The organism is Roseixanthobacter glucoisosaccharinicivorans (assembly GCF_043195095.2).
Lineage (GTDB): Bacteria > Pseudomonadota > Alphaproteobacteria > Rhizobiales > Xanthobacteraceae > NCEH01.
In genome coordinates this window covers 4,710,669-4,736,646 of the sequence record NZ_CM195538.1, presented here as the reverse complement: position 1 = coordinate 4,736,646, position 25,978 = coordinate 4,710,669, and the positions used below count along the sequence as shown (strand labels likewise).

18 protein-coding genes are annotated in these 25,978 nt (G+C 57.3%); 1 reads left to right on the top strand and 17 read right to left on the bottom strand.

Annotated elements, in window-relative coordinates; translation table 11 throughout:
• Positions 1 to 47: 47 nt before the first annotated feature.
• The 12 genes from V5F78_RS21795 to V5F78_RS21740 all read right to left on the bottom strand — a co-directional run bounded on the left by V5F78_RS21795 (position 48) and on the right by V5F78_RS21740 (position 17,538).
• Complete coding sequence (locus tag V5F78_RS21795; RefSeq protein ID WP_394071896.1) at positions 48 to 2,822, bottom strand: hypothetical protein; 2,775 nt, start codon at positions 2,820 to 2,822, stop codon at positions 48 to 50.
• Between the two features lie 68 nt (positions 2,823 to 2,890).
• Positions 2,891 to 4,345 carry an FkbM family methyltransferase gene (locus tag V5F78_RS21790; RefSeq protein ID WP_394071897.1) on the bottom strand — a complete coding sequence of 485 codons (1,455 nt, stop codon included), beginning with the start codon at positions 4,343 to 4,345 and terminating at the stop codon, positions 2,891 to 2,893.
• Entirely contained in the window at positions 4,342 to 6,594 is a 2,253-nt protein-coding gene (locus tag V5F78_RS21785) for a LamG-like jellyroll fold domain-containing protein (protein ID WP_394071898.1), read from the bottom strand. Before V5F78_RS21785 ends, V5F78_RS21790 begins: the two co-directional genes overlap by 4 nt.
• Before the next feature lie 14 nt (positions 6,595 to 6,608).
• Positions 6,609 to 7,568 carry a glycosyltransferase family 2 protein gene (locus V5F78_RS21780; protein ID WP_394071899.1) on the bottom strand — a complete coding sequence of 320 codons (960 nt, stop codon included), beginning with the start codon at positions 7,566 to 7,568 and terminating at the stop codon, positions 6,609 to 6,611.
• A gap of 2 nt (positions 7,569 to 7,570) precedes the next feature.
• The gene (locus V5F78_RS21775; RefSeq protein WP_394071900.1) at positions 7,571 to 9,442 is read right to left on the bottom strand and encodes a thiamine pyrophosphate-binding protein; all 1,872 of its coding nucleotides are present in this window, start codon (positions 9,440 to 9,442) and stop codon (positions 7,571 to 7,573) included.
• A gap of 25 nt (positions 9,443 to 9,467) precedes the next feature.
• Complete coding sequence (locus V5F78_RS21770; protein WP_394071901.1) at positions 9,468 to 10,739, bottom strand: MATE family efflux transporter; 1,272 nt, start codon at positions 10,737 to 10,739, stop codon at positions 9,468 to 9,470.
• Between the two features lie 28 nt (positions 10,740 to 10,767).
• Complete coding sequence (locus tag V5F78_RS21765; RefSeq protein ID WP_394071902.1) at positions 10,768 to 11,586, bottom strand: FkbM family methyltransferase; 819 nt, start codon at positions 11,584 to 11,586, stop codon at positions 10,768 to 10,770.
• A 38-nt stretch (positions 11,587 to 11,624) separates the two neighbouring features.
• Complete coding sequence (locus V5F78_RS21760) at positions 11,625 to 13,211, bottom strand: N-acetylneuraminate synthase family protein (RefSeq protein WP_394071903.1); 1,587 nt, start codon at positions 13,209 to 13,211, stop codon at positions 11,625 to 11,627.
• Positions 13,212 to 13,262: 51 nt separating this feature from the next.
• Positions 13,263 to 13,943: an HAD-IA family hydrolase gene (locus V5F78_RS21755; protein WP_394071904.1), complete on the bottom strand. Its 681-nt coding sequence runs from the start codon at positions 13,941 to 13,943 to the stop codon at positions 13,263 to 13,265.
• Positions 13,944 to 14,047: 104 nt separating this feature from the next.
• Positions 14,048 to 15,124: a CDP-glucose 4,6-dehydratase gene (gene rfbG / locus V5F78_RS21750; protein ID WP_394071905.1), complete on the bottom strand. Its 1,077-nt coding sequence runs from the start codon at positions 15,122 to 15,124 to the stop codon at positions 14,048 to 14,050.
• On the bottom strand, positions 15,121 to 15,891 hold the full coding sequence (gene rfbF, locus V5F78_RS21745) for a glucose-1-phosphate cytidylyltransferase (protein WP_394071906.1): 771 nt from the start codon (positions 15,889 to 15,891) through the stop codon (positions 15,121 to 15,123). Before rfbF ends, rfbG begins: the two co-directional genes overlap by 4 nt.
• 300 nt (positions 15,892 to 16,191) lie before the next feature.
• Positions 16,192 to 17,538, bottom strand: a complete 1,347-nt coding sequence (locus tag V5F78_RS21740; protein ID WP_394071907.1) for a hypothetical protein — start codon at positions 17,536 to 17,538, stop codon at positions 16,192 to 16,194.
• Positions 17,539 to 17,819: 281 nt separating this feature from the next.
• Between V5F78_RS21740 and rfbH the strand changes: the two genes are divergently transcribed.
• A complete protein-coding gene (rfbH, locus tag V5F78_RS21735; RefSeq protein ID WP_394071908.1) occupies positions 17,820 to 19,178 on the top strand; it encodes a lipopolysaccharide biosynthesis protein RfbH in 1,359 nt (452 codons plus the stop codon).
• 174 nt (positions 19,179 to 19,352) lie between these two features.
• Here rfbH and ftsH read toward each other — a convergent pair whose 3' ends face one another.
• The 5 genes from ftsH to tolB form a co-directional block, all read right to left on the bottom strand.
• Positions 19,353 to 21,278 carry an ATP-dependent zinc metalloprotease FtsH gene (gene ftsH, locus V5F78_RS21730; RefSeq protein WP_394071909.1) on the bottom strand — a complete coding sequence of 642 codons (1,926 nt, stop codon included), beginning with the start codon at positions 21,276 to 21,278 and terminating at the stop codon, positions 19,353 to 19,355.
• Positions 21,279 to 21,431: 153 nt separating this feature from the next.
• Positions 21,432 to 22,484, bottom strand: coding sequence for a tRNA lysidine(34) synthetase TilS (gene tilS, locus V5F78_RS21725; RefSeq protein ID WP_394071910.1), 1,053 nt, complete (start codon positions 22,482 to 22,484; stop codon positions 21,432 to 21,434).
• On the bottom strand, positions 22,471 to 23,448 hold the full coding sequence (gene ybgF, locus V5F78_RS21720; RefSeq protein WP_394071911.1) for a tol-pal system protein YbgF: 978 nt from the start codon (positions 23,446 to 23,448) through the stop codon (positions 22,471 to 22,473). The genes tilS and ybgF overlap by 14 nt, the downstream gene beginning before the upstream one ends.
• A gap of 211 nt (positions 23,449 to 23,659) precedes the next feature.
• Complete coding sequence (gene pal / locus V5F78_RS21715; protein ID WP_394071912.1) at positions 23,660 to 24,157, bottom strand: peptidoglycan-associated lipoprotein Pal; 498 nt, start codon at positions 24,155 to 24,157, stop codon at positions 23,660 to 23,662.
• Between the two features lie 457 nt (positions 24,158 to 24,614).
• Complete coding sequence (gene tolB / locus V5F78_RS21710) at positions 24,615 to 25,976, bottom strand: Tol-Pal system beta propeller repeat protein TolB (RefSeq protein ID WP_394071913.1); 1,362 nt, start codon at positions 25,974 to 25,976, stop codon at positions 24,615 to 24,617.
• Positions 25,977 to 25,978 lie beyond the last annotated feature (2 nt).

Below are 25,978 nucleotides of genomic sequence, written 5' to 3'. Positions count from 1 at the left end.
ACTTCATCTTTCGTTTTCTGAACCAGCAAGCGCGGCGCCCCGCTTGTCTACTTCACGGGATCCAAAAGAAGGTCGGTAGCGCGAAATATCGGATTATTTCCCCGCACTACGGGAGAAGACCCCTTCAGTTCGACGCGGCCAAGCTTAATCCAGTTCGGATACTCCTTAGCCTCCAGAACGTCGAGTTCATTCCGGTTGAGATAGAACTCTCTCCCACCAACGCCTACAATTGGGAAGAGCGAGGCGAGATCGCGCCCTGGCCGTGCCACATTGGCTAAGGCGTGGAGAGTCAGAACGGTCGGAAATATACTTGGCTTCCCGCGCGGTTCAGCAAAAAGGCGGAAAACGAACGTAGGAACGGTCGCGCCATCGGGAGAAGGGGGAAGGATTTCACTTTTAGGTATCGTCAGCTTATCGCGCCCATTCACCTCATAACGCGATAGCCGCATCTTGCCCGCTATCGTCGCCTCGATCTCCAAAGACATATGAGACGGATTATAGGAATCACCTTGAACGCCTACAATCAGACTTGACAGCTCGCTGACACTCACCGGACTTTTTGAACTCCATTGAACGATCGGCTCGACAACCGAAGGCGCTTCTAAGCGGCGAATATTAAGGCCGCCTCGCTCGGCTTGCACTTCCACCCCCTTTGCGAGGGTGAGACCATCAACGGGGAGCGACAAACTCCGAGAGACCGAGTAAACCACATTCAATGGCGATACAGCAACATCCGGCGCCATCGCCAAGAAGTTGACACTCTGTAATGAGACTCTGAATTTTCCGTCGGGCGGAATAATTTTGAGAACCGCTTCTTTTACTGACGTTGGCTGGCCAAATAGCGGGACTATTTCACCAATATTTAAAACTCGATGCGTCAATTTGTTATCGGCCGTAATCAGATCCAATTCCATTTTCACGGAATTACCTTCGGCATCACCAAGAACCTGGACAGCCGACTTTTCCGGCAGATCAATGACCCCACTCAAAGAGGCACGCAAGATGTTGGCGCTCGGACCCGTAAATACAAGGCCAGCGTCTCCGACCGCAAGATTTTCAAGAGATCCCGCTTGACATACTTGCAATGCGCTATCGTTAAGGCAGTATTCCTTAACTTTCGCGTCATTCACTGGCACGCCCGACACGTTGCCGCCGGCGTAGCGGATTATAAATTTATAAAGCCCGCCCGATCCTTGCGCGTCCGCTTCCGGCTTCGTAATGCGAAATTTCAGGTCTTGTGGCGAACTGAAGAAAAACAAGCCGGGCCTGACAATCTTGTTGTCTGCAGTCGTCACCTGAAGCTGCGGGTCAAAAACCAATTCCAAAGCGGCAGGTTGGGAAGGCCGCTGAAGAGCGGCCGGCAAGACGGATACCGTCAGCCAATCGTCCGCCCCCTTCAATGAGAAGGTCACGGATGTCAGCCCGGTGTGATCCATGCGATATCTAACTCCACCGGAGGCACTCACCGCGACGTTGAGGTCGCCGCCCTCACCCGACGAGGGCGTGGGATCTAATCCGCCGAAATTGAATGACCTGACCCAAACCGGGCATGGCCCGAGAGTAAAGGGCCTCACACCCGAGGGATAATCCCTCGGTAGACTTCCGCAGGCTGACACCGGCGGCATCAATTCGCCGGGCATCGGATCAACGAATGAGACGTTCAATAAAAAGAGATCCGTCTCGGCGACCCCAGCCGCCGGACGGACCACAACGTCTAAAGATTGAAGCAAGCGTCCCCAATCCGCTCGATCACTTATCGAATCAAGCGGCACGCGCAAAACTCTGACACCCGCGCCCAGATCAAAAACCCTGCTTTCGGGCGTTATCAATGCGGCAGACCTTAAAGCCGGATCAACAGCGGTAAACGTTTCAAGTTCGCGCAGCGGATGACAGGCCAGGATATCCGCTACGCTAAGGTCCGAATATGCGATTATCTTCCGGAGGCGAACAGTATCTCCCCCATTGGCTAAAGCGGCACGCGCTTTTATGGGACCAAGGGGAATTTTAATGTAATTAGCTCGGTCTATTATCAGAGGAACGGGAAACGACTTTTCCGCATTTTCAAAAATTGCCTGTATCTTGGCTCCGGAGGCGCATTGATTAAGCTGGATACGAATTTCCGCAGAACGGCTTACATCAATATTCGTATTTACACTAAATATTGAGCCATCTTTAACACCCTTGACAACAACAGAGGAGCTTCCACCAGCGCCGAAAGATTCTGCGGCCTTATCTAGCCAGGAGTATTTTCTCCATTTCCTAAAATAATTGGGATAACTATTGGAGTTATAATATTTATAGGCATCATCTAGGCTATTTAAAAAAATGAGACTTTGATCAACTTCCGTCACACCTCCCGGGCGCTCAGCTAAAATTCGCTGAAACGCTGCGGAAATGCCGACCTCTGGCTCGCTTTCGGACGAGGGCACCATATAGGTTAACTGCAAGTATTTGTGATTATCGGCGCAGCAGCCCTCGTTCAACCCGATCGACTTTAGATCGATCGGAAATTTCCGCACCCCCTCTCCCGTCACCGTCAATTTTACCGACTCATTACCGTGCAAAACGACATGCTCGGGAAACGATGGACTAACGCGAACAAAGACATCATAGATTCCCGGCTTTGCATCAATCACACTTGGTTGTTTGCCCGGCTCACTCAAGCTCAACCAGAAACTACCTTGCTGCCCCCCCTGCGCCTTTTCCTGAGCATCAATTTCGCTCGCAATTGCACTTCCCAGCAGCACCTCACTCGCAACGGACTGCGATAAAACTATCAATGCAATAAAGATGACCCAAGGGGATAAGCTAGCCCGCTTCATCGTAACCACCCAGATTCGTAGCCCACCTCGAAGCGCGCTCGAAGGTGAATATCAATAATTGTCACAGTTCAGTTTTGGCTTTTCTCCGAATAAGCATAGATCACTGTCTCTAGACCGCCCTCAGTGTAATGTCGTAAATTCAGACGGTACGTAGGATTTAGGTCGCGAATTAGCCGCCCCAGTTCCCAGATATGCTCACCCCTATGGTAACACGCAATGGCTAGGGTTGGTGCATGTTCCCGGATCTGACCGCGAGCGCCTCGCAAACCTTCCGCTTCCATCCCTTCGACATCCATCTTAATAAAAGAGACGGGAAGCATTGCGACTGAGTCGATTTTCTTTACATCAATGCTCATATCACCAGCGGAAGGATCGGTACTGACTGCCCCGTTTACGGTGCCAGTGCTGACAAACCGAGCCGTACCATCTTCGTCGAACACTCCCGCTTGCACAAATTCAATATCGCGGAAAGGCGCGAGCACATTTTGGGAAACCGCCATCAGCCGAGGATCCGGCTCGAAATAATAAATCTTCCTGAACACGCCATGAACGCGCTCAACAAACCATTTAGTAGTTTGTGCATCAAACCCGCCGGCATCTACAAAGACCTCGGATTGGCTGAACGACACAAGGTCCTTGTCGAAATATTGATCACTCTCGGATTCGAAATTGCCTTGAATATAAATTGGGTCTAACGTGAGCCTATATAGCAATAGCGCGTTCATGACTGCCCGTGACTTTTCATCCTCATAATTCAGGTATTCTGAAATATAATTTTCGCGGTGAACGGCGATGTCGTCTTGATTATTTATGTACGGAATTTCATCAGGGAACGCGGCTGAATCTAGAACATTCATCACAGAATATGGAATGACAACTTCAAACCCCGCGCTCTTCAATTGCTTCGTAAGTGTAAATGGAAACCGTGTGGTACCGATAACAACAGGAACGCTGCGGTCTAAATCATCCGCCACCCCCTGAATAACAGTGCCCCCGAGATGGCTACCCCAAAGTTTTGAATTGTTGTCCACAACGCCAGCTACATCCAACCCCAATAACCGGAGTCCACCCACAACAACTTCGCCCAATCGCTTGGCACCAAAGACGTATGCGCTATTTTTCTCTTCTAACCGCCGAATCTCTTCCGCGTACCTGTTCTGCGTATAGTTTTTGACACGCTCCGATGTCCCCGCAATCAATAATTCGTAGATTCCGCTGCTTATGGGCGTCGCGAGCAGCCGATTAACAGCTTCAATGTCTCTTGCCCAGACAACTCCGGGCTCACGCACCTCACCTCCCAAATGCACGCGAAGAACGCCCGCCCCGCGCCCGGAATCTGCAAAAAGCAATAGCGTTTGCCCGTGTGACAGGGTCGGAAGAGAATCTTGGGCGTTAAGGAGGAGGGCTTTCTCACCGCTCAATCGCTCGGCATTGCGCATCCACCCATTAGCGCAGGCGTCATCTACCCGACCGAGAAAATCACGGGTGAAAGCTATTAACAGCATAAGATTATCGCTTTTCATGGGTTGGCGTGTTGACATCTATTTCGCACCAATTCGGCGGATAGAGCAATCTCGTTTGAGGTCAGAGCCCTATTGACAATTCTGAGCTCTTCGATTAGGCCATAATAATATTCCGCGCGGAGCATGGAATTATTTGCTATTAACTGATTTTTGCTGGTGAGTTGTATACTAGCCACCGTCCTTCTGTCGACAATCCGTCCATCAACCCAAGCCTCCCAAAGGTCTTGACGACGCCGGATGACCACATAATTGCATACATTTGGCATAAGCCGAAAGGTCAACACATTTATGGCCACACCGTTTGAACCGACGGTAAAATTGTAAACTCCCTGTTCCGACGTGTGCCTGACCTCGAACCCATGCAACGGATCCGGTCCGTATAGATTACCTAGCACGTGAGAATGAGGACCTTCCTCGTTACTCGGAATCAGCAAAATTTCAATGGTGGCGTCCGAACCGAGCGAGACGGCCGGAAAGCGGTGACCTGTTACTCGCATCGGACTTTCGAGGTTAAACCTGTTAAGAACCGACGCCTGTACCAGCGGGTGCGATGGCTCAGCATCGCCGCTTCCGAGAACGGGGTCCGTATCTTCCTTGCCTGGCGCCAGCAGAGACAGGCCATTCTTATAATGTCCAATCACACGGTAGCCTTGCCCCTCCAAATTATACCCAGACGTTAGTATAATTGGCTTATTTTTTCGGATGTATTTCCCGAGCTGTGAGGGAAAGTCTGGATAAATAGAAACGCCGATATCATAATAAACAAATAGCGGATGCCAATTCGGATTATATTTACCGAAATTCAGTGATAGCGGGTCGTAGCCGACGTTTATTATCGCTTTACTCGGATATTTTTCCTGAACTTCTTTAACGTCGTGTTCCATCGCGGAAAGAATGCGAGCATCCTGAGGGGTAGTGTACATCCCCGCCAAGACTGAGGGTGTCTGCAGCCTTTGAGTGAAGATTTTGCTTCGTAGAAAGGCCCCTTCAAGACGCTGAGCGACCGGATGAATTGCAAAGCCGATCAAAACGGAAAGTGCCATCACGGAAGGAACTAGGCCGGCACGATCCGCAACTCGCCAGCCGAATCGACGGTAAGAACATGTATCAAGATGCAGAAGCAATTGCCGAACAAAGTGACAAACAACCAAACACAGGACGCCAATCATAGGCGAACTTGCCCAAAAGACGTGTCGTTCCTCAGATACCGGATAATACTGAGCCCATGACGCAACGCACAACGCACCGAGAGTGAGAATCTGCCACTGCTCCGACGATCTCCGCATTTCAGGCGCCATCACAAAACGGCAGAGCGGCGCGAGCGCCGTCAACACCGCCGCCACCGGGAGCGCAACCCAGATCAGATTGAGTCGATAGGGTATCATTCCATTGATAATTGAATGTAGAAGACCTTCGCCCGTGCCCCAGGCTGCGGGCAGGGTTCGGCCAAAGACCACAGCCATTACGATGTTTTGCAGAAACCAGTCTTTTAAACTGCCTGTTAAAATCAGATAAAGACCAAAGGGCACTATCCCAGCTGCAGCTCCGATCACAAGAGACAGCATTTCAACGAGAAATCGTCTCTTTAAAAGATAGCTCTGCACGACCGCAGAGAGCAGGAATACCGAGAAAAGGGCCGCAACCACGAGCAACCCGACTGGCATCCGGATCCAGAATGTCAGAACCCCGCAAAATGCAGCACTAACCAGAAAGCCGGGCGCACCGCTCTTCCAGTATCGTACCGCAAATAACATTGCGGCCACCTGGGGCACGAGCGCCATTGAGGAAGCCCATGGCAGAAGCGGAAACAGATAAAAGGGACCAAGAAGGACCCAAATGATTACACAAATAAAGGCCATCCACCGATCAATGAACTCTCCCCAGAGCAGGAGCAATAGAACTCCGGTCATTCCATAAAATATTACGGTAACTGTTAGAAGCGTCTTGAGTGAAACGCCAAAAGCGGCAAGGATCATTCCGTGAAATAAATGTATGAGAAGTCCGTATTGAGAAAAGCTATCTCGAAACGGAACAGCGCCATGAGCAACATCATTGGCGACTTTCAGCATCAATCCGTCGTGATGGGGGTCAATTTCGAGAAAGGCGACCGGCCAGATTGCGGCTACGACGACGCAAAATGTGATCAACATAATTGCGACGTCGACGATGGCGCTTCGACCAAGTTCGGCCATGTGGCGCGGAAATGGATAGGCAGTTCCGATCCGCTCCCCTTCGCTCAGTTCGGCCATTATCGCGCTCCGTGTCAAAAATTAATGCGTTCTCGCTCGATCACCAAGGGACGATGACGGACGCGTTCGAAGGTCATTCCTACATACTCAGCAACGAAGCCCAGGAAAACGATCTGAACTGACCCTAAGAAGAAAATACCCAACAGGACCGGCGCGAGCCCGATCGAAAAAAGATTCCAGAAGAGCAATTTAGATATTAGATAAATTAATCCGATCACAAATGTTATTGCTCCGATAACGAATCCAGATAAAGTAACTATCCTCAGAGGAAGCCTTGAGCTGTAGGTTAGACCGACGATTGCGTATTCAAATAGATCGGACCATTTTTGCTTTGACTTTCCCCGCAATCGATCCGGCGCGTCATAAGGGACTAAGAATTTCTCAAATCCGACTTCATTTACAACACCTCGGAAGTATGGAAAACTGTCATCCATACTTCTGATTATATCAATGACCTGACGGTCAAAAAGTCCAAAACCGATAAAGTTCGGAATTTGCTCCACTTCTGATACGGCGGAAATCAATTTATAATATGCAGCGCGCATAACGCGAAGGACAACTGAATTGATGGTCTTCTTTCTGGTCGCAAGTACAAGTTTGAATCCCTCTTCCCATTTACGCACAAATACACCTATGTAACTTACAGGTGTTTGAAGATCGCACATGATGGGAATCACGGCGTCGCCGCTCATTTGCAGCAAACCATAATAGGGAGAACGGTGCGGGCCATAATTACGGGTATTAATGATCACTTTGACGCGAGCATCCTGAATACAGATCTTTCTCAGGATAGAGATCGTTGTGTCCTGCGATGCGTTATCAATAAAAATATGCTCGTAATCATATTCCGGAAGTTCGGTCTTAAAATAATCCCTGACCGCTTCATAGCAGATGGCCACATTGGCTTCTTCATTGAAGCAGGGTGTCATAATTGAAATTTTGCGGCGCGTCGCTGTCCCGACAGAAATTTCCAATGTCATTCTCCCAAAATAGCATCGGCGCGGGAGCCGGACTGAGAGACCTGTGATTGCCCCCGAGCCTTGTAGGACGCGGGATCCAGGGGAACGATCATGGTCTCTTCCAACTCATGGAGAGACAGAAGCGGACTCATGTCTTCCAAAGGCATGGACAGGATTGAGCCATCCGGCTGCGGCAAAGCCGCTGACTTCGGTTGCAGGCTTTCCTCGGGGCGCAAGCGGATCTCACACAGGACGGGCCCCGGGCGCTTCAACACTTCTCTGACCGTTTCCCTTAGGTTACTGGCGTCTGAAACGCTCCAGGCTTCGAGCCCGTGGACCTCGGCGAGCTGACGCAGATCGGGGAAGTTCAATTTTGCTTCCGGCCCGGTGCCTACATAGCGGCCCTGGAAATAGCCACGCTGTGTGTTACGGATCGAGGCGTAGCCGCCATTGTTGAAAATGAAGATGTGTACCGGGAGCTGGAGGGCAGCAATGGTCGACAATTCCTGAACGTTCATCATCAAGCTGCCGTCGCTTTCAACGGCCACAAACGGACGGCGCCCATTTGCGACACCGCCTCCGATCAGGGCGGGGAGCCCGTATCCCATCGCGCCAAGTCCTGAAGTGAGGAATATGCGCTGACCAGGCTTTACATGAAAAGACGTATAGAAAATCTCGACCGCAAGCCCGGAACTCCCCGTAACGATCAATGTGTCTTCTGGAATCTCGTCCGCCAGCACCGCTGTCGCGTGATAGTGATCGATAACGCCTGATGTGGGGAAAGGCTTCCCGTCATTCACGGGATAGCGATCTTTCCAATTCTGGCAGTGTGACAACCACACCTGCCGATCCTGAGGGGCGCTTGAAGAGGAAGCGAAAATCGCCTTCTCAATGAACTCCCTTGCGTCCGCTTCAACCTTGATATCGATCGCGTCGCCGAGCTTGTTCAGCTCAGCCGGATCAATGTCAACCATCACCTTTTTCGCCAGGCGGCCAAACTTAGCGGGGTTATAAGCCGTTGTAACATTGTCGAGGCGAGCGCCAATGGCGATGATGAGGTCTGCGTTTTGCACGGCGAAATTCGGCGCGCGTAGCGCTACGGTTCCCGGCCTTCCGACATTGAGCGGATGGTCGGACGACATGACATCCATGGCAAGCCAGGTTGTGACCGCAGGTATATTCAACGTCTCGGCGAGGGTGCGAAATGCCTGGGCGGCGCCCGCCAGACGAACGCCCTGACCCGCCAGCAAGAGTGGTCTTTCCGCTTGTGAGATCAGGTCCAGCACCTGCTGCACTTTATCGTCGATCGGTTGGGCGGCGACCGACGTGTCTGTCGGATCATAGCCCTCAAGCGCTTCGGAATCGATTGGCGCGGCTTGAATATCGAGCGGAATATCCACCCAAACCGGCCCGCGCCGACCGGTGCGAGCGAGATGCAGGGCCTTTTCCAACTCATAGCGAATGCGCTTTGGATCCATCACTGTCACGGCGTACTTGGTGATCGGTGTCACCAGTGCGACAATGTCCACTTCCTGGGGGCCCATCTGACGCACCCCGGTCTCGCCCTTCAGGTCTGCGCGCTTCACTTGTCCAGAAATGACCATTAGTGGGACTGAATCGATCCAAGCTCCAGCAACGCCCGTGATTGCGTTGGTGCCACCGGGGCCGGTGGTGACGAGGGCGACGCCGATATTCTCGGTAATGCGCGAATAGGCTTCGGCAGCAATTGTGGCGGCCTGCTCGTGATGATGGGGGATGTATTCGAGGTCTGAATGATTTCCGAAAGCATCCGCAAGGAACATATTCCCGCCGCCGGGAACTAAGAACACGGCTTTAACTCCGGCTTCGGCCACGAAGTCTGCAACGTAATCGGCAAGCCGGATCGTCATGATGCACCTTGGGATTTTGAAATTATTAGATCACTTGACGCCTTCGGAAACCATTCGCAGGAACGAAAGTCAACCCAAAAACCACAATGGCGACGCACGTGTTCGTAAAAAAAAGAGCGGCTGCAACGCCCCACGGATCGGTCGCATATAACGTTGCGTAAAAAATAAAACCCCCGCTGAAGAGACATAGCGGCAGCAGATAATGGTAATTTTTCCTGCCTGCGAGAAACATCATAGACGCCTGCGCCGTGGCCAGCATCACCATAGCCCCGGTCGTCAAATGAGAAATACCCACCGCCAATGCAAAATCCTTCCCGAAAAACCGGGTTAGGATGAATTCTGCACTAAATAGTAATAATAGGCCTGAGCCGACACTTATTGCTGCGGTGAGCCCAAAGGTCATATTGAAATTTCCGCGTCCGAGCTCTCCCCGTGCGCGACTTTGCGCGGCTTCGGAGAAGATAATGCCAGCAAGTGCACTCGGTAATAGCAGAACGACGCGACTGAGAATCGCAGCTGCGGAATACAGCCCGGTCCAAGACGGATTCGCCTGCATGCCGACAATTACGATATCCGCGTAAGACAGCAGTGCGATGCAGGTTGCGGTGACGGCCTGAGGATAAGTCACCCGAACGAGACGAGCAGAGGTGTCCGACGGCAAGGGAACTGTCGGGATCCCGATCAGGTCCCTCAACTTCCAAACCACGAAAGCGAGCGACAGGATAACCGGTAGCGCACAACTCCAGACGGCCCCCGACACGCCCCATCCCGCGAACCAAACAAATATGATCCCAAATACCACCCGAAATGTCGAAACGGCGCCCTGCGCTACGGCAAAGCTGACGTAATTCCCCCGCGCCTGCAGAAGGCCCGCACCAATTGGCTGAACGAATAACAAGGTGACGCACGCGCCCGCCCCGATGATCGCGGGAAAAGAGACGTGAAAGAGCGCCGCTAAGGGGGCACTACCTGCCGCCACCAGAAGAAAGATCACACTGCTCACACCTCCGACGACCAACGTCGCCCGAAAGAACAGTCTGGCCTCTGCGGACTTGCCTAGCCCCTTCAGCTCTATTGCCAGCTGGCACGCTATGAGTGGAATTATAACGGCGGGTGTCCACAACACGTTCATCGCGGAAAAAAGGGCACTGAATCTTCCAAAATCATCCAACGTCAGAGCGTGGACGAGCAAAAACTGAAACAGATAAGCGGTCGCGTTACCAAAATTAATAATCACAAGCGGCAGTATAAACGACACAAAAAAACGCTTAGCTGCAGGGAAACGAGCGGCTAACATTCCATCGTCTCCTCACGCATAACAAGACTCAATCACTTAAAGATTTAATAATGTCACGGTCCCGGCTCTGGAAGAAAAAGAAATTCGAAATGTCTACCCCCTCAACGAGGGGCTGATCGAGAACTGCACGAAACGCTTCATTAGTCTCGAGCACTATGAACTTTTTAAATACTAAAATGACTGCCACATACCCATGTAAGAACAAAATATCTCCGCAACGCGACGCGTTTGCGCTATGTCTTCCCACAATCTCGATCATGAAAACTGGATGAAAGGTCTTTATGACGTTTAAACCGCCTCTCAAGACAGAAAATTCATGACCTTCGACGTCGATCTTAATAAAATCAACCTGCTGACGATCCGAGAGAAGGCGATCCAAGCTCGTTATTGGAACTTCGATCAGATCCAGATCTGACCTTTTGCTAATGGGGTTGCTATCTTCAATTGTAGCGAGCGCATCTTGTTGAGACGCTGCACCGCGCAAACTCATCATGCGAGGTACCGCGAGCTTCGCTGTACCTTCAGAGTCCGATAACGCAAACTGCCGAACCTCGACACCCCTGCCGACGACCTTTTGGAGATAGGCGAAGAGCTTTGGCTGGGGCTCGATCGCAAGAACCTGCGCTCCAGACTTAGCAAGAATATATGAGAAGAGCCCTAGGTTCGCGCCAACGTCAACCGCGAACAAGCCCCCCCTCCGAGCCTTGAGAAGACCCAAAACCCGCTCGACAACCGGCATTTCGGGCTCAAGATATCCAAGCCGAACATTCTTCCAGATATTGATCGAATAAGAGATGGAAGGCGGAAGGTATTCAAGAACCAGATTTCGAACGATATCCCGAAGCATTTTCGTATCCAGCCATACGCCCAATTTCCACCAGAACCTCACGCCAACCAATGGGTCAGGAAAGTCTTACGCTCCGGATTCTTACCTATGGCTTCGTCCGTATAATAACTGTCGCTACCCATATGTGTCGAAGAAATCTCCTCAAACACAGCGCCGTTGGCTGTCTCAAAAGCATGGCGTACGCCCGGCTCGATGGTAATCACCGCGCCGACTCCATAGACCTGACTTTGGCCGTTCAGCGACAACGTCAGGTCGCCATGAAGGATATGGAAAGTCTCTTCTTTTAAGTTGTGATATTGCTCCGGATGCTTCTGCCCTGGCAGAACGGCAATAATCTTCTTACAATAATCACGATTGACCACCGTAATCATCGTAATTCCAAATTCGTCAAACTTTTCCAGGCCGTAATGGTGTGATATCTCTAGATCTGCCTGCCCGGGAACCACGACCCGCGCCTCTGCGAGGAGATCCTTCACACGTTGAACGACGGCACTGACCTTTTCCCGCACGTTCTCATAACGAGCGTTCGACTGCAAAACAGCTTGCTTTGCCTTAATCGGCGAAGTGGCATAATAATGGGAATATTTGGACCAGTCGTTCGCCGTCACGTGGCCATCTTGGGTCGGTATGGCGAAAAAGACGTCGCTCGGGCGAATACGCTCACCGACATCGATATCACGATTGACGAACGCGCCACGGCGCAAGGAAATCAAGCTATCAAGCTCGGCCTTCGTCGGCTCAATCCGGCCCGCTGTCCGACCCGCGACGTCGTAAGCATGCTGCGCGCTCTTCAGCCACGCATGAATCTGCTTTGGCGTGGCTGAATAATTATTGAGCGCATATTCCTCGGTGACGACACCCACATGCTTCTCGAATGCGACCGCACCCTTTGCAATCGCCATCGCAACGGCAACCGTTTCATCCGGATTTTCGTGAGTGGAATAGCCAATCCGAATGCTCGGATAACGCCTACGAAGATAATCGATCTGATTGAGCTGAAGGCCGGCAGCCGGCGTCGGGTACTCCGCCACGCAATGCATCAGCAGAAAATCTTTGTCGCGATGCAGCATGAATGCAACGACATTATCCATGCTGTCCTGCGAGATTCCCGCCGTCGAAGCGATGACCGACAAGGAGCTGGAGGCGATCTTTTCCAATAAGGGCCAGTCGGTGAAGGAGCAGCTTGCCACCTTAAGCACATCGAACTGATCTTCGATGATTGCGTCGACGGACGCTTCGTCAAAAGGCGTGCAGATCGCGAGAAAGCCAGCATCGCGGATTTCACCGACGATGCGCTTCATGTCCTCGCGCGACAACCGCGTCTCCGAAAAACGTTTAATGTATTTTATGTCTAGACGATCCTTAAAATCCTCATGGATGAAGGTATCGAGTTGCCGATATTGCAGCTTGAATGCAAATTTAAAATCAAAATCCTTCGCAACGTCGCGAAATTCGCGAATCACGCGAATTCCATGTTCGACGTTTCCCATGTGGTTATTTGCAAGTTCGAAAATAAAAAGACGATCCGGAATCTTGGTCGACCCCTCAGTGCACCGCGCAAACTCATGATGAGCATTCATCGCAGACCCCGTCGCCCAAATTATCGCCACCAAATTCGCGGCCACCGAATATCCAAGAAACAATTCTCTGTCAAGACACGAAATGTTACCCCGTGCTTAGTCGTAGAATATCTCCCTAATGACAAGTTCAAGCTCATTAAAATGGTCAATTGTCCCTGCAATAGACCGCCGATCAGACGAAAGAGGCCCGTAACCAAACGAAACATGGATTATCGGAATATTTGCAGAGACTGCCGTATTAATATCAACATCGCTATCCCCAACCATAACAGCTCGTCTTGGATCACCTCCGAGTTCTTGAATTGTGTTTAGGAGGTGACTGGGATGAGGTTTGCTTTTTGCAAAAGTGTCTCGACCAGCTACAACAAGGAAAAGATCATCTAAATTAAGGTTTTTTAACAGTTTTGACGCGAGTCTATGCCGTTTATTAGTGCAGACTCCCAGCTTGGCGCCCGCCTGTGTAAGGCGCTCGCATACCTCCCTAAGGCCAGGATAGGGCGCGCTCTTTACCGCGATATTGGCCTCATAATGTGCGAGGAAGCGATCGATCCCTCTGGTGAGGATCTCCGGGTCAGCCGCGACGCCATTGAAAGCCAGTCCGAGCCGGAGCATCTCTTCTGCTCCGCGGCTGACGCCTGGCAAAATCAGCGCAGGCGGCGCTGCGGAAAAGGACAACGAGGCAAGCGCCTCATTCACGCTATCAATAATATCCGGCGCTGTGTCCACCATTGTTCCGTCGAGATCAAAGACGACGCTTGCACCCTCAATATCTGCCATGATCGGTCCTTTGACCAACTCCTTTGAACGGTGCCCCGTCATGCCTCGGGGTTCAGCGCCCATTTAATCTCTGGCGACAAACGGCTTAATCGTCATGAGCTGGTTCAGACCTTCAGGCTCGCTTGATACGCAGCGATCTGCGTACGCGAGACATCCTGCATGTCGGCCCCGGCCAGAAACGCCTTGTGCCAGGTGACGATCTCCTCCAGCGCCCGCGTCAGCGGCCAGGCCGCTCGCCAGCCAAGACCCGCGCGGGCCTTCGCACAATCCAAAGACAAGAAGTGAGCCTCATGAGGTCCCAGATTTGCATCAAGTGTCCACCGCGCACCCTGTCCCCACAGATTGGTCAGATGCTCCACAATCCAACTTACCGGTCGTACATCATCCGGCGAAGGTCCGAAATTCCAGCCGCTAGCGTAGTCATTTCCGCCTGCCCCATGGAGGCGCTCCGCCAAAGTGAGATAGCCGCTCAATGGCTCAAGCACGTGCTGCCATGGACGGATTGCAGACGGATTGCGGATCTTCACCGGCTCTCCCGCCGCGATCGAACGCATGATGTCCGGCACGAGGCGATTGGCCGCCCAGTCTCCGCCCCCGATGACGTTACCGGCCCGCCCGCTGCCCACCGCCACTAGCCTACCTTCCTCCTTAGCACGCGAAAAGTACGACTGCCGATAAGCTGAGGTCACCAGTTCCGCGCATGCCTTTGAATTGCTGTAGGGATCATACCCCCCCATGGGCTCCGTTTCACGATAGCCCCAAACCCACTCGCGGTTCTCGTAGCATTTATCGCTCGTGACGTTGACAATTGTGCGAACGCTGGGCGTGTTTCGCACCGCTTCAAAGAGGTTCACGAGCCCCATGACGTTCGTGGAGTATGTCTCTACCGGATCATCATAGCCACGCAGGACGATCGCTTGCGCTGCCATATGGATGACGATCTCGGGGCTTGCGTCGCGCATCGCCGTGGACAGGGTGGCTGGGTCGCGTATATCTCCGATGATCGACCGGCTCACCTCTTGTATCCGTGCAACTTCAAAGAAGCTTGAGCCCGATGGCGCGAGAGCAAAGCCCGTCACCTCGGCTCCCAGGCCGTGAAGCCACAGCGATAGCCATCCACCTTTGAACCCTGTGTGCCCCGTCAGGAATACCCGCTTTCCGCGCCAGAATTCAGGTGTCATCGGTCCCACACCTTCCAAGGCGCCTTGCCGGTTTCCCACAAAGCCTCAAGGCTAGTCTTGTCGCGCAGGGTATCCATCGGCTGCCAGAAGCCGGGATGGAACCAAGCCTGAAGTTCGCCCTCCTGAGCCAGCCGCTCGATCGGCTCCCGCTCCCAAAGCGTATGATCGTCGGCGATATAGTCGAGGACCTTTGGCGACAAGACGAAGAAGCCGCCGTTGATCCAGCCGCCATCTCCAACCGGCTTTTCCACGAAGGCGGAGATGCGGTTGCCGTCGAGCTGAAGGGAGCCGAACCGGCCCGGCGGCTGAACCGCGGTCATGGTCGCGAGCTGACCATGCGATTTATGAAAATTGATGAGCGCCCCGATATCGACAGACCCGACGCCATCTCCATAGGTCAAGCAGAAATCGCCCTTGATGTAAGGCGCCGCCCGTTTGACACGCCCCCCGGTCTGCGTGCCCTCGCCGGTATCGACGAGGGTGACGCGCCAAGGCTCCGCCTTACGTTGATGCACTTCTATGGAATTATCGTCCATGTTGATGGTGACATCAGACATGTGAAGAAAATAATTGGCGAAATACTCTTTTATCATATAACCTTTGTAGCCGCAGCAAATGATAAAATCATTTACTCCGTACCACGAGTAAATTTTCAATATATGCCAAAGAATAGGCTTTCCGCCGATCTCGATCATCGGTTTCGGGCGAAGATTGGATTCTTCGGAGATGCGCGTGCCGTAGCCGCCAGCGAGAATGACCGCCTGCATTAATGCTTCCCCGTTCCACCGCCCTAAAACGGATCGGACTACTAAGGCACCTTGATATTGAGTTCAAGCCTGCCTTGGCAACTATAGGTGGGATATTCAGGCACGCCGGCAAAGAATCTCGACCGCTGCCGCACCGGCCTGAATGATGCCCTCACCGTGAGGGCATGCGACGTTTTAGACCTTCCGCGCAAGCTAAATCCATGCCCTGCGCTTGCACAAAAACGAATGCGCTGTACAACCCTGAGCCCTGCGGTCTAATATTTACCTATGCTGCGCCCGCCACGCTGAAGACGGCACGCCTCATTCGCTCAACCCCTCACCCTCCGCCTTACTTGGATCGGGTCCCAAGGCTGGGCCATCGTCAAACTGACCCGACCTCAGATAGTGAACGAGCGGATTTACACCCTTCTGCTTCAGATCGCGGTGCAGGGCGTAATAATCCCTGGTGGAGAAAAACGGGCCGGGGTCCCTGTCCTCGTCAGCCCCATGCAACAGATAATGGCGGACGGGATCGACCTTCATGCGTGCGATGTCGGGATAGTGCTCAAGATACCACCGCGCATCGAACAAACGAGAGCTTCGCAATAGCTTCAGCTCCGCGGAACGATCGAGAAGCATGCGCCCCATGCTGAGCAATTGCGCCCCCGCCAGGCGGAACGGATGGCGGGCCATGGCCCGCCCCTGGCGCGCCCGCTCTTCCTTGAAGCCCTCGCCGGTCTCGAATGGCAGGAGCGGCCGGCGGACCTTGCGGCTATAGCTCCGCCCCGCAGTCGCCGCCTGGGTGACGTCGATGAAATGGCTCAGCTGGCGCTCGAACGCCACTTCCGCCTGCCGATACTCCTCCGCCACCAGATGCACCGTCGCCTTTGCATGGGCCAGCTGCTCTGGGGTATCGCCCCACGCCACACCGTTGCGGCCAATCTCCTTATCAGCGAGCGCAACTTCAAAGAATGGATTCGGCATCAGGATGGTGGGACACCCACACAACGTCGCCTCCAGGCTGAGCGATGTATTTTCGAAGCAATAAAAGACTTCGCTCTTGCGGAACAAGGCGGCGAGCTCTTCTATCGTATGGGAGTCCGGCTGGTCGCGGGTAATCTCGATGCAATCGGGAGGAATTCCGAAAACTTCCCCCCCGTGGACATATTTATACTTGATCGCGGTGTAGCAGGTGCCGGCGCGGGCGCCGGTGTCGGCGGCGCTGAAGATGCGGGTGTCCACATGGGGCAGGAACAGCACATTGTCCGGCGCCCCGCAGAATTCGGCGAGAATGCTGGTATAGCCAAACACGATCGTCTCCGGGGGAAAGCTCGTATCTCCACCAAGAAACCCCGGAAAATTAAGGACATAGCGGACCACTGTCTCCGCGTCGAAGGGATTGCCTGACACCACCTCCGGATAGATCACAATGGGCCGGGCGCCGTGCTCAAAATGGTAATCTACGATCTCTTCGGTCAAAAGCGGGGTCAAAAGATCCGGATGCGTGCCGATCCCGTCCGCCAGGGGCGTTGGGGAAAAAAAAGCACGCTCGCCGCGCAGGTTCAGCATATGGCACAGTAAATGAAGGCACTTAATGCCCGCAGACATTCGGGTGTAGCGCGGCGCCACAATATAATAGGGACTTCGTTTGGGATCTGGGAATTTCATCAGAAAAGAGATCGACTCGATTGGCGGTAAGATCGAATATATTCAACGCGGCATGTGGATGGCCCAGCATAGGCGCTTTTCATGCCGTCACCATTACAAAGTGCGCCGGGTTCGGCAAGACGCGATGACCGCGATCGAGCGCAGCGAAGGCCCCGGAGGCGCGGTGGCGGCATGCTGGCACGGCCGGATTCTTGGTGGTTTGACTGGGCAAGTGATAACCGATATCGCAGGCGCGAACGCGTTAGGTTCTTCCCTGCCCGTCACGATCAGGTGCCAGTTTCATGAACGACATCCTAATTAAGCAGGCCCACGACGTCCTCTCTGGGGAATCGGATAATCCGGAAGAACTGCGCCGCCTCATCGTCGAACTTGCCGCTCGGTATTCTGATATCGCGCACAAGCCCAAGCCTTTTGTCCCCGGCTCGTCTTTTGTCCCGGTCTCCGGAAAGGTGCATGGCGCCACCGAGATGCGGCTTCTGATGGAAGCGTCCCTGGATTTTTGGCTGACCACCGGCCGCTTCAACGATGCCTTCGAAAAGCGCCTCAAGGGATTCCTCGGCAGCCGCTTCGCCTTGACCTGCAATTCCGGCTCGTCGGCGAATCTGTTGGCCGCCAGCGCCCTGTGCTCGCCCATGGTGCCCAATCATCTGAAGCCCGGCGACGAGGTAATCACCTGTGCCACCGGCTTTCCCACCACCGTCAATCCCATCCTGCAGAACCAGCTGGTGCCGGTTTTCCTGGATGTTCATCTGCCCACCTACAATATCCGCTCGGACCTGATCGAGGATGCGATCACCAGCAAGACACGAGCCATCATGGTCGCCCATACCCTGGGCAATCCGTTCGATCTGGATACCGTCCTGGAAGTCGCGCGCAAGCACGACCTGTTCGTGGTGGAAGACACGTGTGACGCGCTCGGCGCGACATACAACGGCACCACGGTCGGGACGCTCGGTGACATCGGCACGGTCAGCTTTTATCCCGCGCACCATATCACGATGGGCGAGGGCGGCGCTGTCTTCACCAATAAGAGCGTGCTGAAGCGCGCCCTGGAATCCATTCGCGACTGGGGCCGCGACTGCTGGTGTGAGCCGGGCAAGGACAACACCTGCAAGCAGCGCTTCAATTGGCAGCTCGGCGATCTGCCCGAGGGCTATGACCACAAATATACCTATTCGAACATCGGCTATAATCTGAAGATCACGGATATGCAGGCGGCCGTGGCCCTCGGCCAGATGGACCGGCTGGAGGGCTTCATCGCCGACCGGCGCCGCAATTTCGCCGTCCTCAAAGAGGCGCTGAAGCCCCTCGAGGAATTTCTGATCCTGCCCGAGGCGACGCCGAAGTCCGATCCGTCCTGGTTCGGCCTGCCCCTCACCGTCCGGGACGGCGCCCCCTTCACGCGCAACGCGCTGATTCGCCACCTGGAAGACAATAAGATCGCGACCCGCTTGCTGTTCGGCGGAAACCTGATCCGGCAGCCCTATTTCAAGACTCAGACCTACCGGGTCCACGGCGATCTCACGAACAGCGATAAGGTGATGAACTCCACCTTCTGGATCGGCGTCTATCCCGGACTCACGTCGGATCACCTCGCCTATATGGCGCAGACCATGACGGATTTCTGCCGGAAGGTCTGATCCGCCCAGGCTTGGGCCGCACAAAGCAGGGGCGCGGTGAGACGATTGCGCCGCCCCCTGCCCAGGGGCCAGCCCCGCGCCCACGTCCTGTCCGGCGAGCCACTGAGGCTCCGCCAAAAAAAATGCCCGCTCAAGGCGGGCATTTTCTTTCTATGACATCATCCTCAGTTCCGATCAGGACTGGGGCTGGGGCTCTATGCTGCCGGCCGGTCCATCCGGGCGGGGGCGATTCTTGCCGGCAGTGGGCACCACCGAGCCACGCGGATTGGCGGGCTCGATCACCGTGTCGCGCACCGGCGGCTTGCCGCCGAGCAGGTCGATGATCTCGTCGCCGGAAAGGGTTTCATATTCCAGCAGGCCGCGCGCCAGGGCTTCGAGGCCCTCGCGATTCTCGGTGAGGATGCGGGTCGCCTCCGCATAGCCTTCGTCCACAAGACGCCGCACTTCCTTGTCGATGGTCTGCGCCGTCGCCTCGGAAATATTCTGGTGCCGCTGCATGGACATGCCGAGGAACACCTCGTCCTGGTTCTCGCCATAGGCGACCTGGCCGAGCAGGTCGGAGAAGCCCCAGCGCGTCACCATCATCTTGGCGAGGCGGGTCGCCTGCTCGATGTCGGAGGCCGCGCCCGAGGTCACCTTGTCATGGCCGAAGATCAGCTCTTCCGCCACGCGGCCGCCCATCATGATGGCGAGGCGCGAGGTCATCTGCTCGTAGGACATGGAGAGCTTGTCGCGCTCCGGCAGCTGCATGACCATGCCGAGCGCGCGCCCGCGGGGGATGATGGTCGCCTTGTGCACCGGGTCCGTCGCCGGAACCTTGAGTGCCACGATGGCGTGGCCGCCCTCGTGATAGGCGGTCAGCATCTTCTCTTCCTCGGTCATGACCAGCGAGCGGCGCTCCGCCCCCATCATCACCTTGTCCTTGGCGTCCTCGAACTCGCTCATGGTGACCATGCGCTTGTTGCGACGGGCGGCCATGAGGGCAGCTTCGTTGCACAGGTTCGCAAGGTCGGCGCCCGAGAAGCCGGGGGTGCCACGCGCGATCACCTTCAGGTTCACGTCCGGCGCGATGGGGATCTTGCGGGCATGCACCTTCAGGATCTGCTCGCGGCCGACCACGTCCGGATTGGGCACCACGACCTGGCGGTCGAAGCGGCCGGGACGCAGCAAGGCCGGGTCGAGCACGTCCGGGCGGTTGGTGGCGGCGATGAGGATGATGCCCTCGTTCGCCTCGAACCCGTCCATCTCCACCAGCAGCTGGTTGAGGGTCTGCTCGCGCTCGTCATTGCCGCCGCCGAGCCCGGCGCCGCGATGACGGCCCACCGCATCGATTTCGTCGATGAAGATGATGCAGGGGGCGTTCTTCTTCGCCTGCTCGAACATGTCGCGCACGCGGCTCGCGCCGACGCCCACGAACATTTCCACGAAGTCCGAACCGGAAATGGTGAAGAAGGGGACGTTCGCTTCACCCGCGATGGAGCGGGCGAGCAGCGTCTTGCCGGTGCCCGGCGGGCCGACCAGCAGCACGCCGCGCGGGATCCGGCCGCCGAGGCGCTGGAATTTCTGCGGGTCGCGCAGGAATTCCACGATCTCGGTCAGTTCGCTCTTGGCCTCGTCGATGCCAGCCACGTCCTCGAACGTGACGCGGCCGTGCGCTTCGGTCAGCAGCTTGGCGCGGCTCTTGCCGAAGCCCATGGCCTTGCCGCCGGCGCCTTGCATCTGGCGCGAGAGGAAGATCCACACGCCGATCAGGGCGATGAACGGCAGCCAGGAGACCAGCAGGCTGACGAACCAGGGCACATTGTCCTGGATCGGACGCGCCGTGATGGAAACGCCCTTTCCGTACAGGCGCTGCACCAGGGTGGGATCATTGGGGGCGTAGGTCTGGAAGGCGCGGCCATCGGTGAACGAGCCGGTGATGGTCGGCCCCTCGATCACCACGTCGCGCACCCGGCCCTGATCCACGTCGGAGAGCAGCTGCGAGAAGGAAATGTCGTTCGCGCTGGTGCGCTGTCCGGGGCTCTGGAAGAGCGAGAACAGCGCCAGAAGCAGCAGAACGATAATGACCCACAGGGCGAAATTGCGAAGGTTGGCGTTCATAAATTCCTCACGGGGAGCGCAGCGACGGCGCTCCCGCATCGGGCTTCCAGTTGCCCGGAATGGCCATTCTGCGTCATCGCTCACCTTGCGTCCGAGGTTAAAATAGGTCGCGCCCTCTGTCTTGCCAAGGAGAACAGCAGCTAGAAGACTCAATTATGCGCTATTGCCCATGCGGCGGGCACGGCGCGGCATGGCGCGCGCAACCTCCAGCCGGCTCGGCGCGAGGTGGATGCGCGCCCCCGCAAGCGTGGCGAAAACGCTGCGCCCATCGGCCTGCGCGGCGCCGAGACGGGCCATAAGGCGCTCAAGCTTGGCAAGCTCGACGGGTCCCTCGTCGCCCACCGCGTCGAGCAGGCGCAGCAAAACCCGCAGGGCGATTTCCTCCGGCAAGGTGAAGAAAGCCGCGCGGGCGAGGCGGATCGGCCCCGCCTCCGGCCAGGGTTGTGGCGCGAGCGCGGCGAGGGCTTGGTCCGCCGCCTGTTCCAGCGCGGCCTCGGCGCGCGCCACCCGCCGCCCGAACCGGGAGAGGCCGGCGGCATCGAGCCCCTCGCCGGCAAGGTGCGGCATCAGAGCGCGCACGCGCACCCGGGTGAAGGCCGGGTTCGCATTGGACGGATCGGCGACGAAGCCCACCCGCGACGCCTCCAGCGTGGCGATCAGGCGCCTCTTCGGGATCGCGAGCAGGGGACGCAGCAGCGTCACGCCCTCGCGCCGTGTCGCGGCCGCCATGCCGGCAAGGCCGGAGAGGCCGGAACCGCGCGCGAGACGCATGAGGATGGTCTCGGCCTGGTCATCGAGCGTGTGGGCCGTCACGATGGCCTGCGCGCCGACCTGTCGGGCATGGGCCACCAGCAAGGCGTAGCGCGCGGTGCGCGCACGCGCCTGAATACTGCCGGTGATGCGCGGGCCGGCCCAGGTCAGGATCGCATGGGGAATGGCGAGGCGACGGGCCTGGGCGGCCACCACCTGCGCCTCTTCTGCAGCGGCGGCGCGAAGGCCATGGTCGACGGTGGCTGCGAACAGCGCGGGCGCGGCGGGGCACAGGCGCGCCCAGCGGGCGGCAAGTTCCATCAAAGCGGTGGAATCCGGGCCGCCGGAGCAGGCCAGCAGAACCGCCGGATGGGCAAAGACCTGGGAGAACAGCGCGGGGAGTTCGTCATCCCCCACGGGACGCGGCGCGAGCGGCGCTGCCTCAGCAGCCGGCACGCTTCTGCTCGCGTTCCACAGCCTGGCGCACCGTCGAGGCGGCGCGGGGATATTTGCGATCCACTTCGCCGAAGGTGGCGCAGGCCGCCTCGCGCTCGTTCAGCGAGGCCAGCGACTGGCCAAGGCGCAGCAGCGCTTCCGGCGCGCGCGTGGAATTGGGATATTTGGTGGAAACCTGGAGGAACAGCTCGGCCGCATCCTTGAACGACTGGCGCTGGAACTGGCTCTCGCCGAGCATATAGACCGCATCCGGGGTCAGCCGGTCAGAGGGATAGGCCTGGAGGAACTGGCGGAAGGTCTGCTCCGCCGCCGCATAATCCTGGCGCTGGATCTGCCCGTAACCGACATCGAACATCTCGCGCGCGGTGCCCGCGGGCGTCAGGGCGGCCGTCTGCGCGGGCGCGCCGGCGCGCGCGGGCGCCCCGCTCCCGCCCGGGCCGATCTCCAGCGGCACGCTCGGCCGCGCGAGGCCGGCGGAGGCGCTCGTCGGCGATCCCAGGGGCTGGGGCGCGCCGGGCGCGACCGGATCCTCGTTCGGATCAAAGGCGTCGGAGCGCTTGCCGGTACCCGGCACCACCGGAGCGGCAACCGGCGGCACCGCCCCCGGCCCCGCACCAGGCGCGCCGATCGGGCCGGCCGCCGGCGCGGTGGGGCGCGGCCCCTTTCCGCCCGAGAGGCGATATTCGACATCTTCCTGGAAGCGGCGCATTTGCTGCTCCAGCTGCTGGTTGCGATACTGCAGTTCCTCGATCTGGCCGGTCATCGTGCGCAGCTGGTTTTCCAGCCGGTCGATGCGCAGCACGCTCTCGGACTGCGCGGCGGCGGCGGCCTGCTCGCTCTGCACCGCGCCGGGCGGCTTGAAGAGATCGCCGAAGGGATTGTTCTGCGCCTGCGCACCACCGGCCACCAGGCTCAGGCAGGCGGCGAACAAGAGCGCGCGGGCACCGGAAAGCGGGCGCATCATGGTCCGAATCGCGAAAGGGGTTGAAGTCAGGGACATCGCTCAAAGCCCCGCATCTGTTGCAGCTTTGCCGAGGGATCGCGTCCAAAGTGTGACCCCGGCGCAGGGAGATGCCAGGGCCGCGACCGGCGGCAACCGGCCCGCGAAAACGACGGAGCCGGCACCCGAAGGCACCGGCTCGGCCGAAGGGAGAACTGAAGGCGACAGATCCGGATTACGCACCGCCGGTGTTCAGCACCGTCACCGCGCGGCGGTTCTGCGACCAGCAGGAGATGTCGTTGCACACCGCCACCGGGCGTTCCTTGCCGTAAGAGATGGTGCGCATGCGCGCCGGGTCGATACCGCGCGAGGCGAGATAGTCGCGCACGTTCTGGGCGCGGCGGGCGCCGAGGGCGATATTGTATTCGCGCGTGCCGCGCTCGTCGGCATGGCCTTCGATGATGAAGGTGTAGCGGCTGTACTGCTGCAGCCACTGGGCCTGGCGATCCAGCGTGGCGCGCGCCTGGGGCGAAAGATCCGTCTGGTCGGTATCGAAGAACACGCGATCACCCACCGCCACCACGAATTCCTGCGGCGAACCGGGAGGCCCACCGGCGCCGCCGGCACCACCCGCCGCATTCTGATCAGGATTATTGGCGCAGGCGGCCAGCGCCAGCGCGAACCCGAATAGAGCGGCGAACCGGAAGCCGCGAGCAAAACCAAAGAAACGCATTCCGGTGACTCCCTTCTCAACGCAAGCCGGAGACCTCGTGTAACAGCCGCTTTCTTAAGCGAAGGTTCCGCAGGCCCCGTCCGGCGTCCGCAGAGCGCGGCGGAGGCCCGTTCGCGGGCTCCTACCGTCTCTCGTGGTTAATGCTTGGTGAGCGACGTCGGCCACAGCAGGACGCCGGCATCTGACGCCCGGCGTCCGGCAGCGGCCGGCAGCCGGTCGCCCCTACCGCGTCAGCAGACATCCCGCATGCGGCGAATGCAGCAGTGGTGCGGGGCCGTGGCATCATGATGGCGAAGATGGGGACCACAAAAGGCGGGGCTGCCGCGCTTTTGAACATTTTGCGCAAACCACCCTCAACCCCATGAAATCAGGGCATTATCCTTAATGCCGCGCGAAACCATGGGAGACGTTTGCGCCAACCTGTGGCGCGCCGGCAACACGCAGGCGCGCCCTTGCGTCAGGAGCGCAGCGGCGACCACGCGGGATCGGAGGCATAGCTCGGCGTCGGCACGCGCTGCTCGTTATAGCCCGTCACGTCGATGGTGAAGAGCTGCGGCCCGGCGCCACCGGCCGGATCGCGGAAGAACATGATGACCCGCCCATTGGGCGCGAAGGTCGGCCCCTCGTTGTGAAAGCCTTCCGTCAGCACGCGCTCGCCCGAGCCGTCGGTCTTCATGACGCCGATGCCGAACCGGCCTTCCGCCTGCCGCGTGAAGGCGATGACATCCCCGCGCGGCGACCACACCGGCGTCGAATAGCGCGCATTTCCGAATGAGATGCGGCGCGCGCCCGAACCGTCCGCGCCCATGATGTAGATCTGCGAAGTGCCGCCGCGATCGCTCTCGAAACAGATCTGCCGTCCGTCCGGAGAATAGCAAGGCGCGGTGTCGATCGCCGCCACGTCGGTGAGGCGTGTCGTGGTCTTGGAGCGCAGGTCCATGACGAAGATGTTGGAATTGCCGCCTTGCTGAAGGCTCATGATGACCCGCTGCCCGTCCGGCGAGAAGCGCGGCGAGAAGCTCATGCCGGGGAAATTGCCGACGATCTCGCGCTGCCCGGTCTCGATGTTCAGCAGATAGACCCGCGGATCCGCCCGGCCGTAGGACATATAGGTGATTTCCTGGCTGGTCGGCGAGAAGCGCGGGGTCAGCACCAGGTCGTCGCCGCGCGTGAGATAGGTCACGTTGGCGCCGTCCTGGTCCATGATCGCGAGGCGCTTGATGCGCCGCTCCTTCGAGCCGCTCTCGTCGATGAACACGATGCGGGTGTCGAAATAGCCCTTCTCGCCGGTCAGCCGTTCATAGATGGCGTCGGCAATGATGTGGGCGACCCGCCGCCAGTTCTCCGGCTGGGTGAAATATTGCTGTCCCAGCAATTGCTGGCCTGCAAACACGTCCCACAGGCGGAACTCGGCCTTGAGCCGCCCGTCGCCCTGGCGCGTGACGCGGCCGGTGACGAGACCCTGGGCGTTGATCACCCGCCAGTCCTGGAACCGCGGCGCCTGGTCGGGATTGGTGATGTTCTCCACGAACGCCTTGGGCTCGATGGGCGCGAACAGGCCGGAGCGCTTGAGATCGGCGCTCACCACTTGGCTGACGCCGCGCCCCACCTCGCCCTCGCCGATGAAATCGGTGATCGCAATGGGAATCGGCTGCGGCGTGCCGGAGGTGATGTCCAGCTTCAGCGCGGCCCGCGCCGGGGCGGGCAGCCCGCCGAGGGCCAGGGCGGCCGCGACGCCGCCCCCCGCCGTCACCAGGGCGCGACGGGACAGCAGGGTACCGGAGGCCTCGAACGGTGCGGGTCGCTTCAGAAAGGTCATTC

Coding starts and splice junctions, on each gene's coding strand:
- V5F78_RS21790 (WP_394071897.1), bottom strand. CDS start 4,345: ATGAAAAGCGATAATCTTATGCTGTTAATAGCTTTCACCCGTGATTTT.
- V5F78_RS21770 (WP_394071901.1), bottom strand. CDS start 10,739: ATGTTAGCCGCTCGTTTCCCTGCAGCTAAGCGTTTTTTTGTGTCGTTT.
- rfbG (WP_394071905.1), bottom strand. CDS start 15,124: ATGACACCTGAATTCTGGCGCGGAAAGCGGGTATTCCTGACGGGGCAC.
- V5F78_RS21765 (WP_394071902.1), bottom strand. CDS start 11,586: ATGCTTCGGGATATCGTTCGAAATCTGGTTCTTGAATACCTTCCGCCT.
- V5F78_RS21775 (WP_394071900.1), bottom strand. CDS start 9,442: ATGACGATCCGGCTTGCCGATTACGTTGCAGACTTCGTGGCCGAAGCC.
- rfbF (WP_394071906.1), bottom strand. CDS start 15,891: ATGCAGGCGGTCATTCTCGCTGGCGGCTACGGCACGCGCATCTCCGAA.
- V5F78_RS21755 (WP_394071904.1), bottom strand. CDS start 13,943: ATGGCAGATATTGAGGGTGCAAGCGTCGTCTTTGATCTCGACGGAACA.
- ybgF (WP_394071911.1), bottom strand. CDS start 23,448: ATGATGCGCCCGCTTTCCGGTGCCCGCGCGCTCTTGTTCGCCGCCTGC.
- V5F78_RS21740 (WP_394071907.1), bottom strand. CDS start 17,538: ATGAAATTCCCAGATCCCAAACGAAGTCCCTATTATATTGTGGCGCCG.
- pal (WP_394071912.1), bottom strand. CDS start 24,157: ATGCGTTTCTTTGGTTTTGCTCGCGGCTTCCGGTTCGCCGCTCTATTC.
- V5F78_RS21785 (WP_394071898.1), bottom strand. CDS start 6,594: ATGGCCGAACTGAGCGAAGGGGAGCGGATCGGAACTGCCTATCCATTT.
- V5F78_RS21795 (WP_394071896.1), bottom strand. CDS start 2,822: ATGAAGCGGGCTAGCTTATCCCCTTGGGTCATCTTTATTGCATTGATA.
- rfbH (WP_394071908.1), top strand. CDS start 17,820: ATGAACGACATCCTAATTAAGCAGGCCCACGACGTCCTCTCTGGGGAA.
- ftsH (WP_394071909.1), bottom strand. CDS start 21,278: ATGAACGCCAACCTTCGCAATTTCGCCCTGTGGGTCATTATCGTTCTG.
- tolB (WP_394071913.1), bottom strand. CDS start 25,976: ATGACCTTTCTGAAGCGACCCGCACCGTTCGAGGCCTCCGGTACCCTG.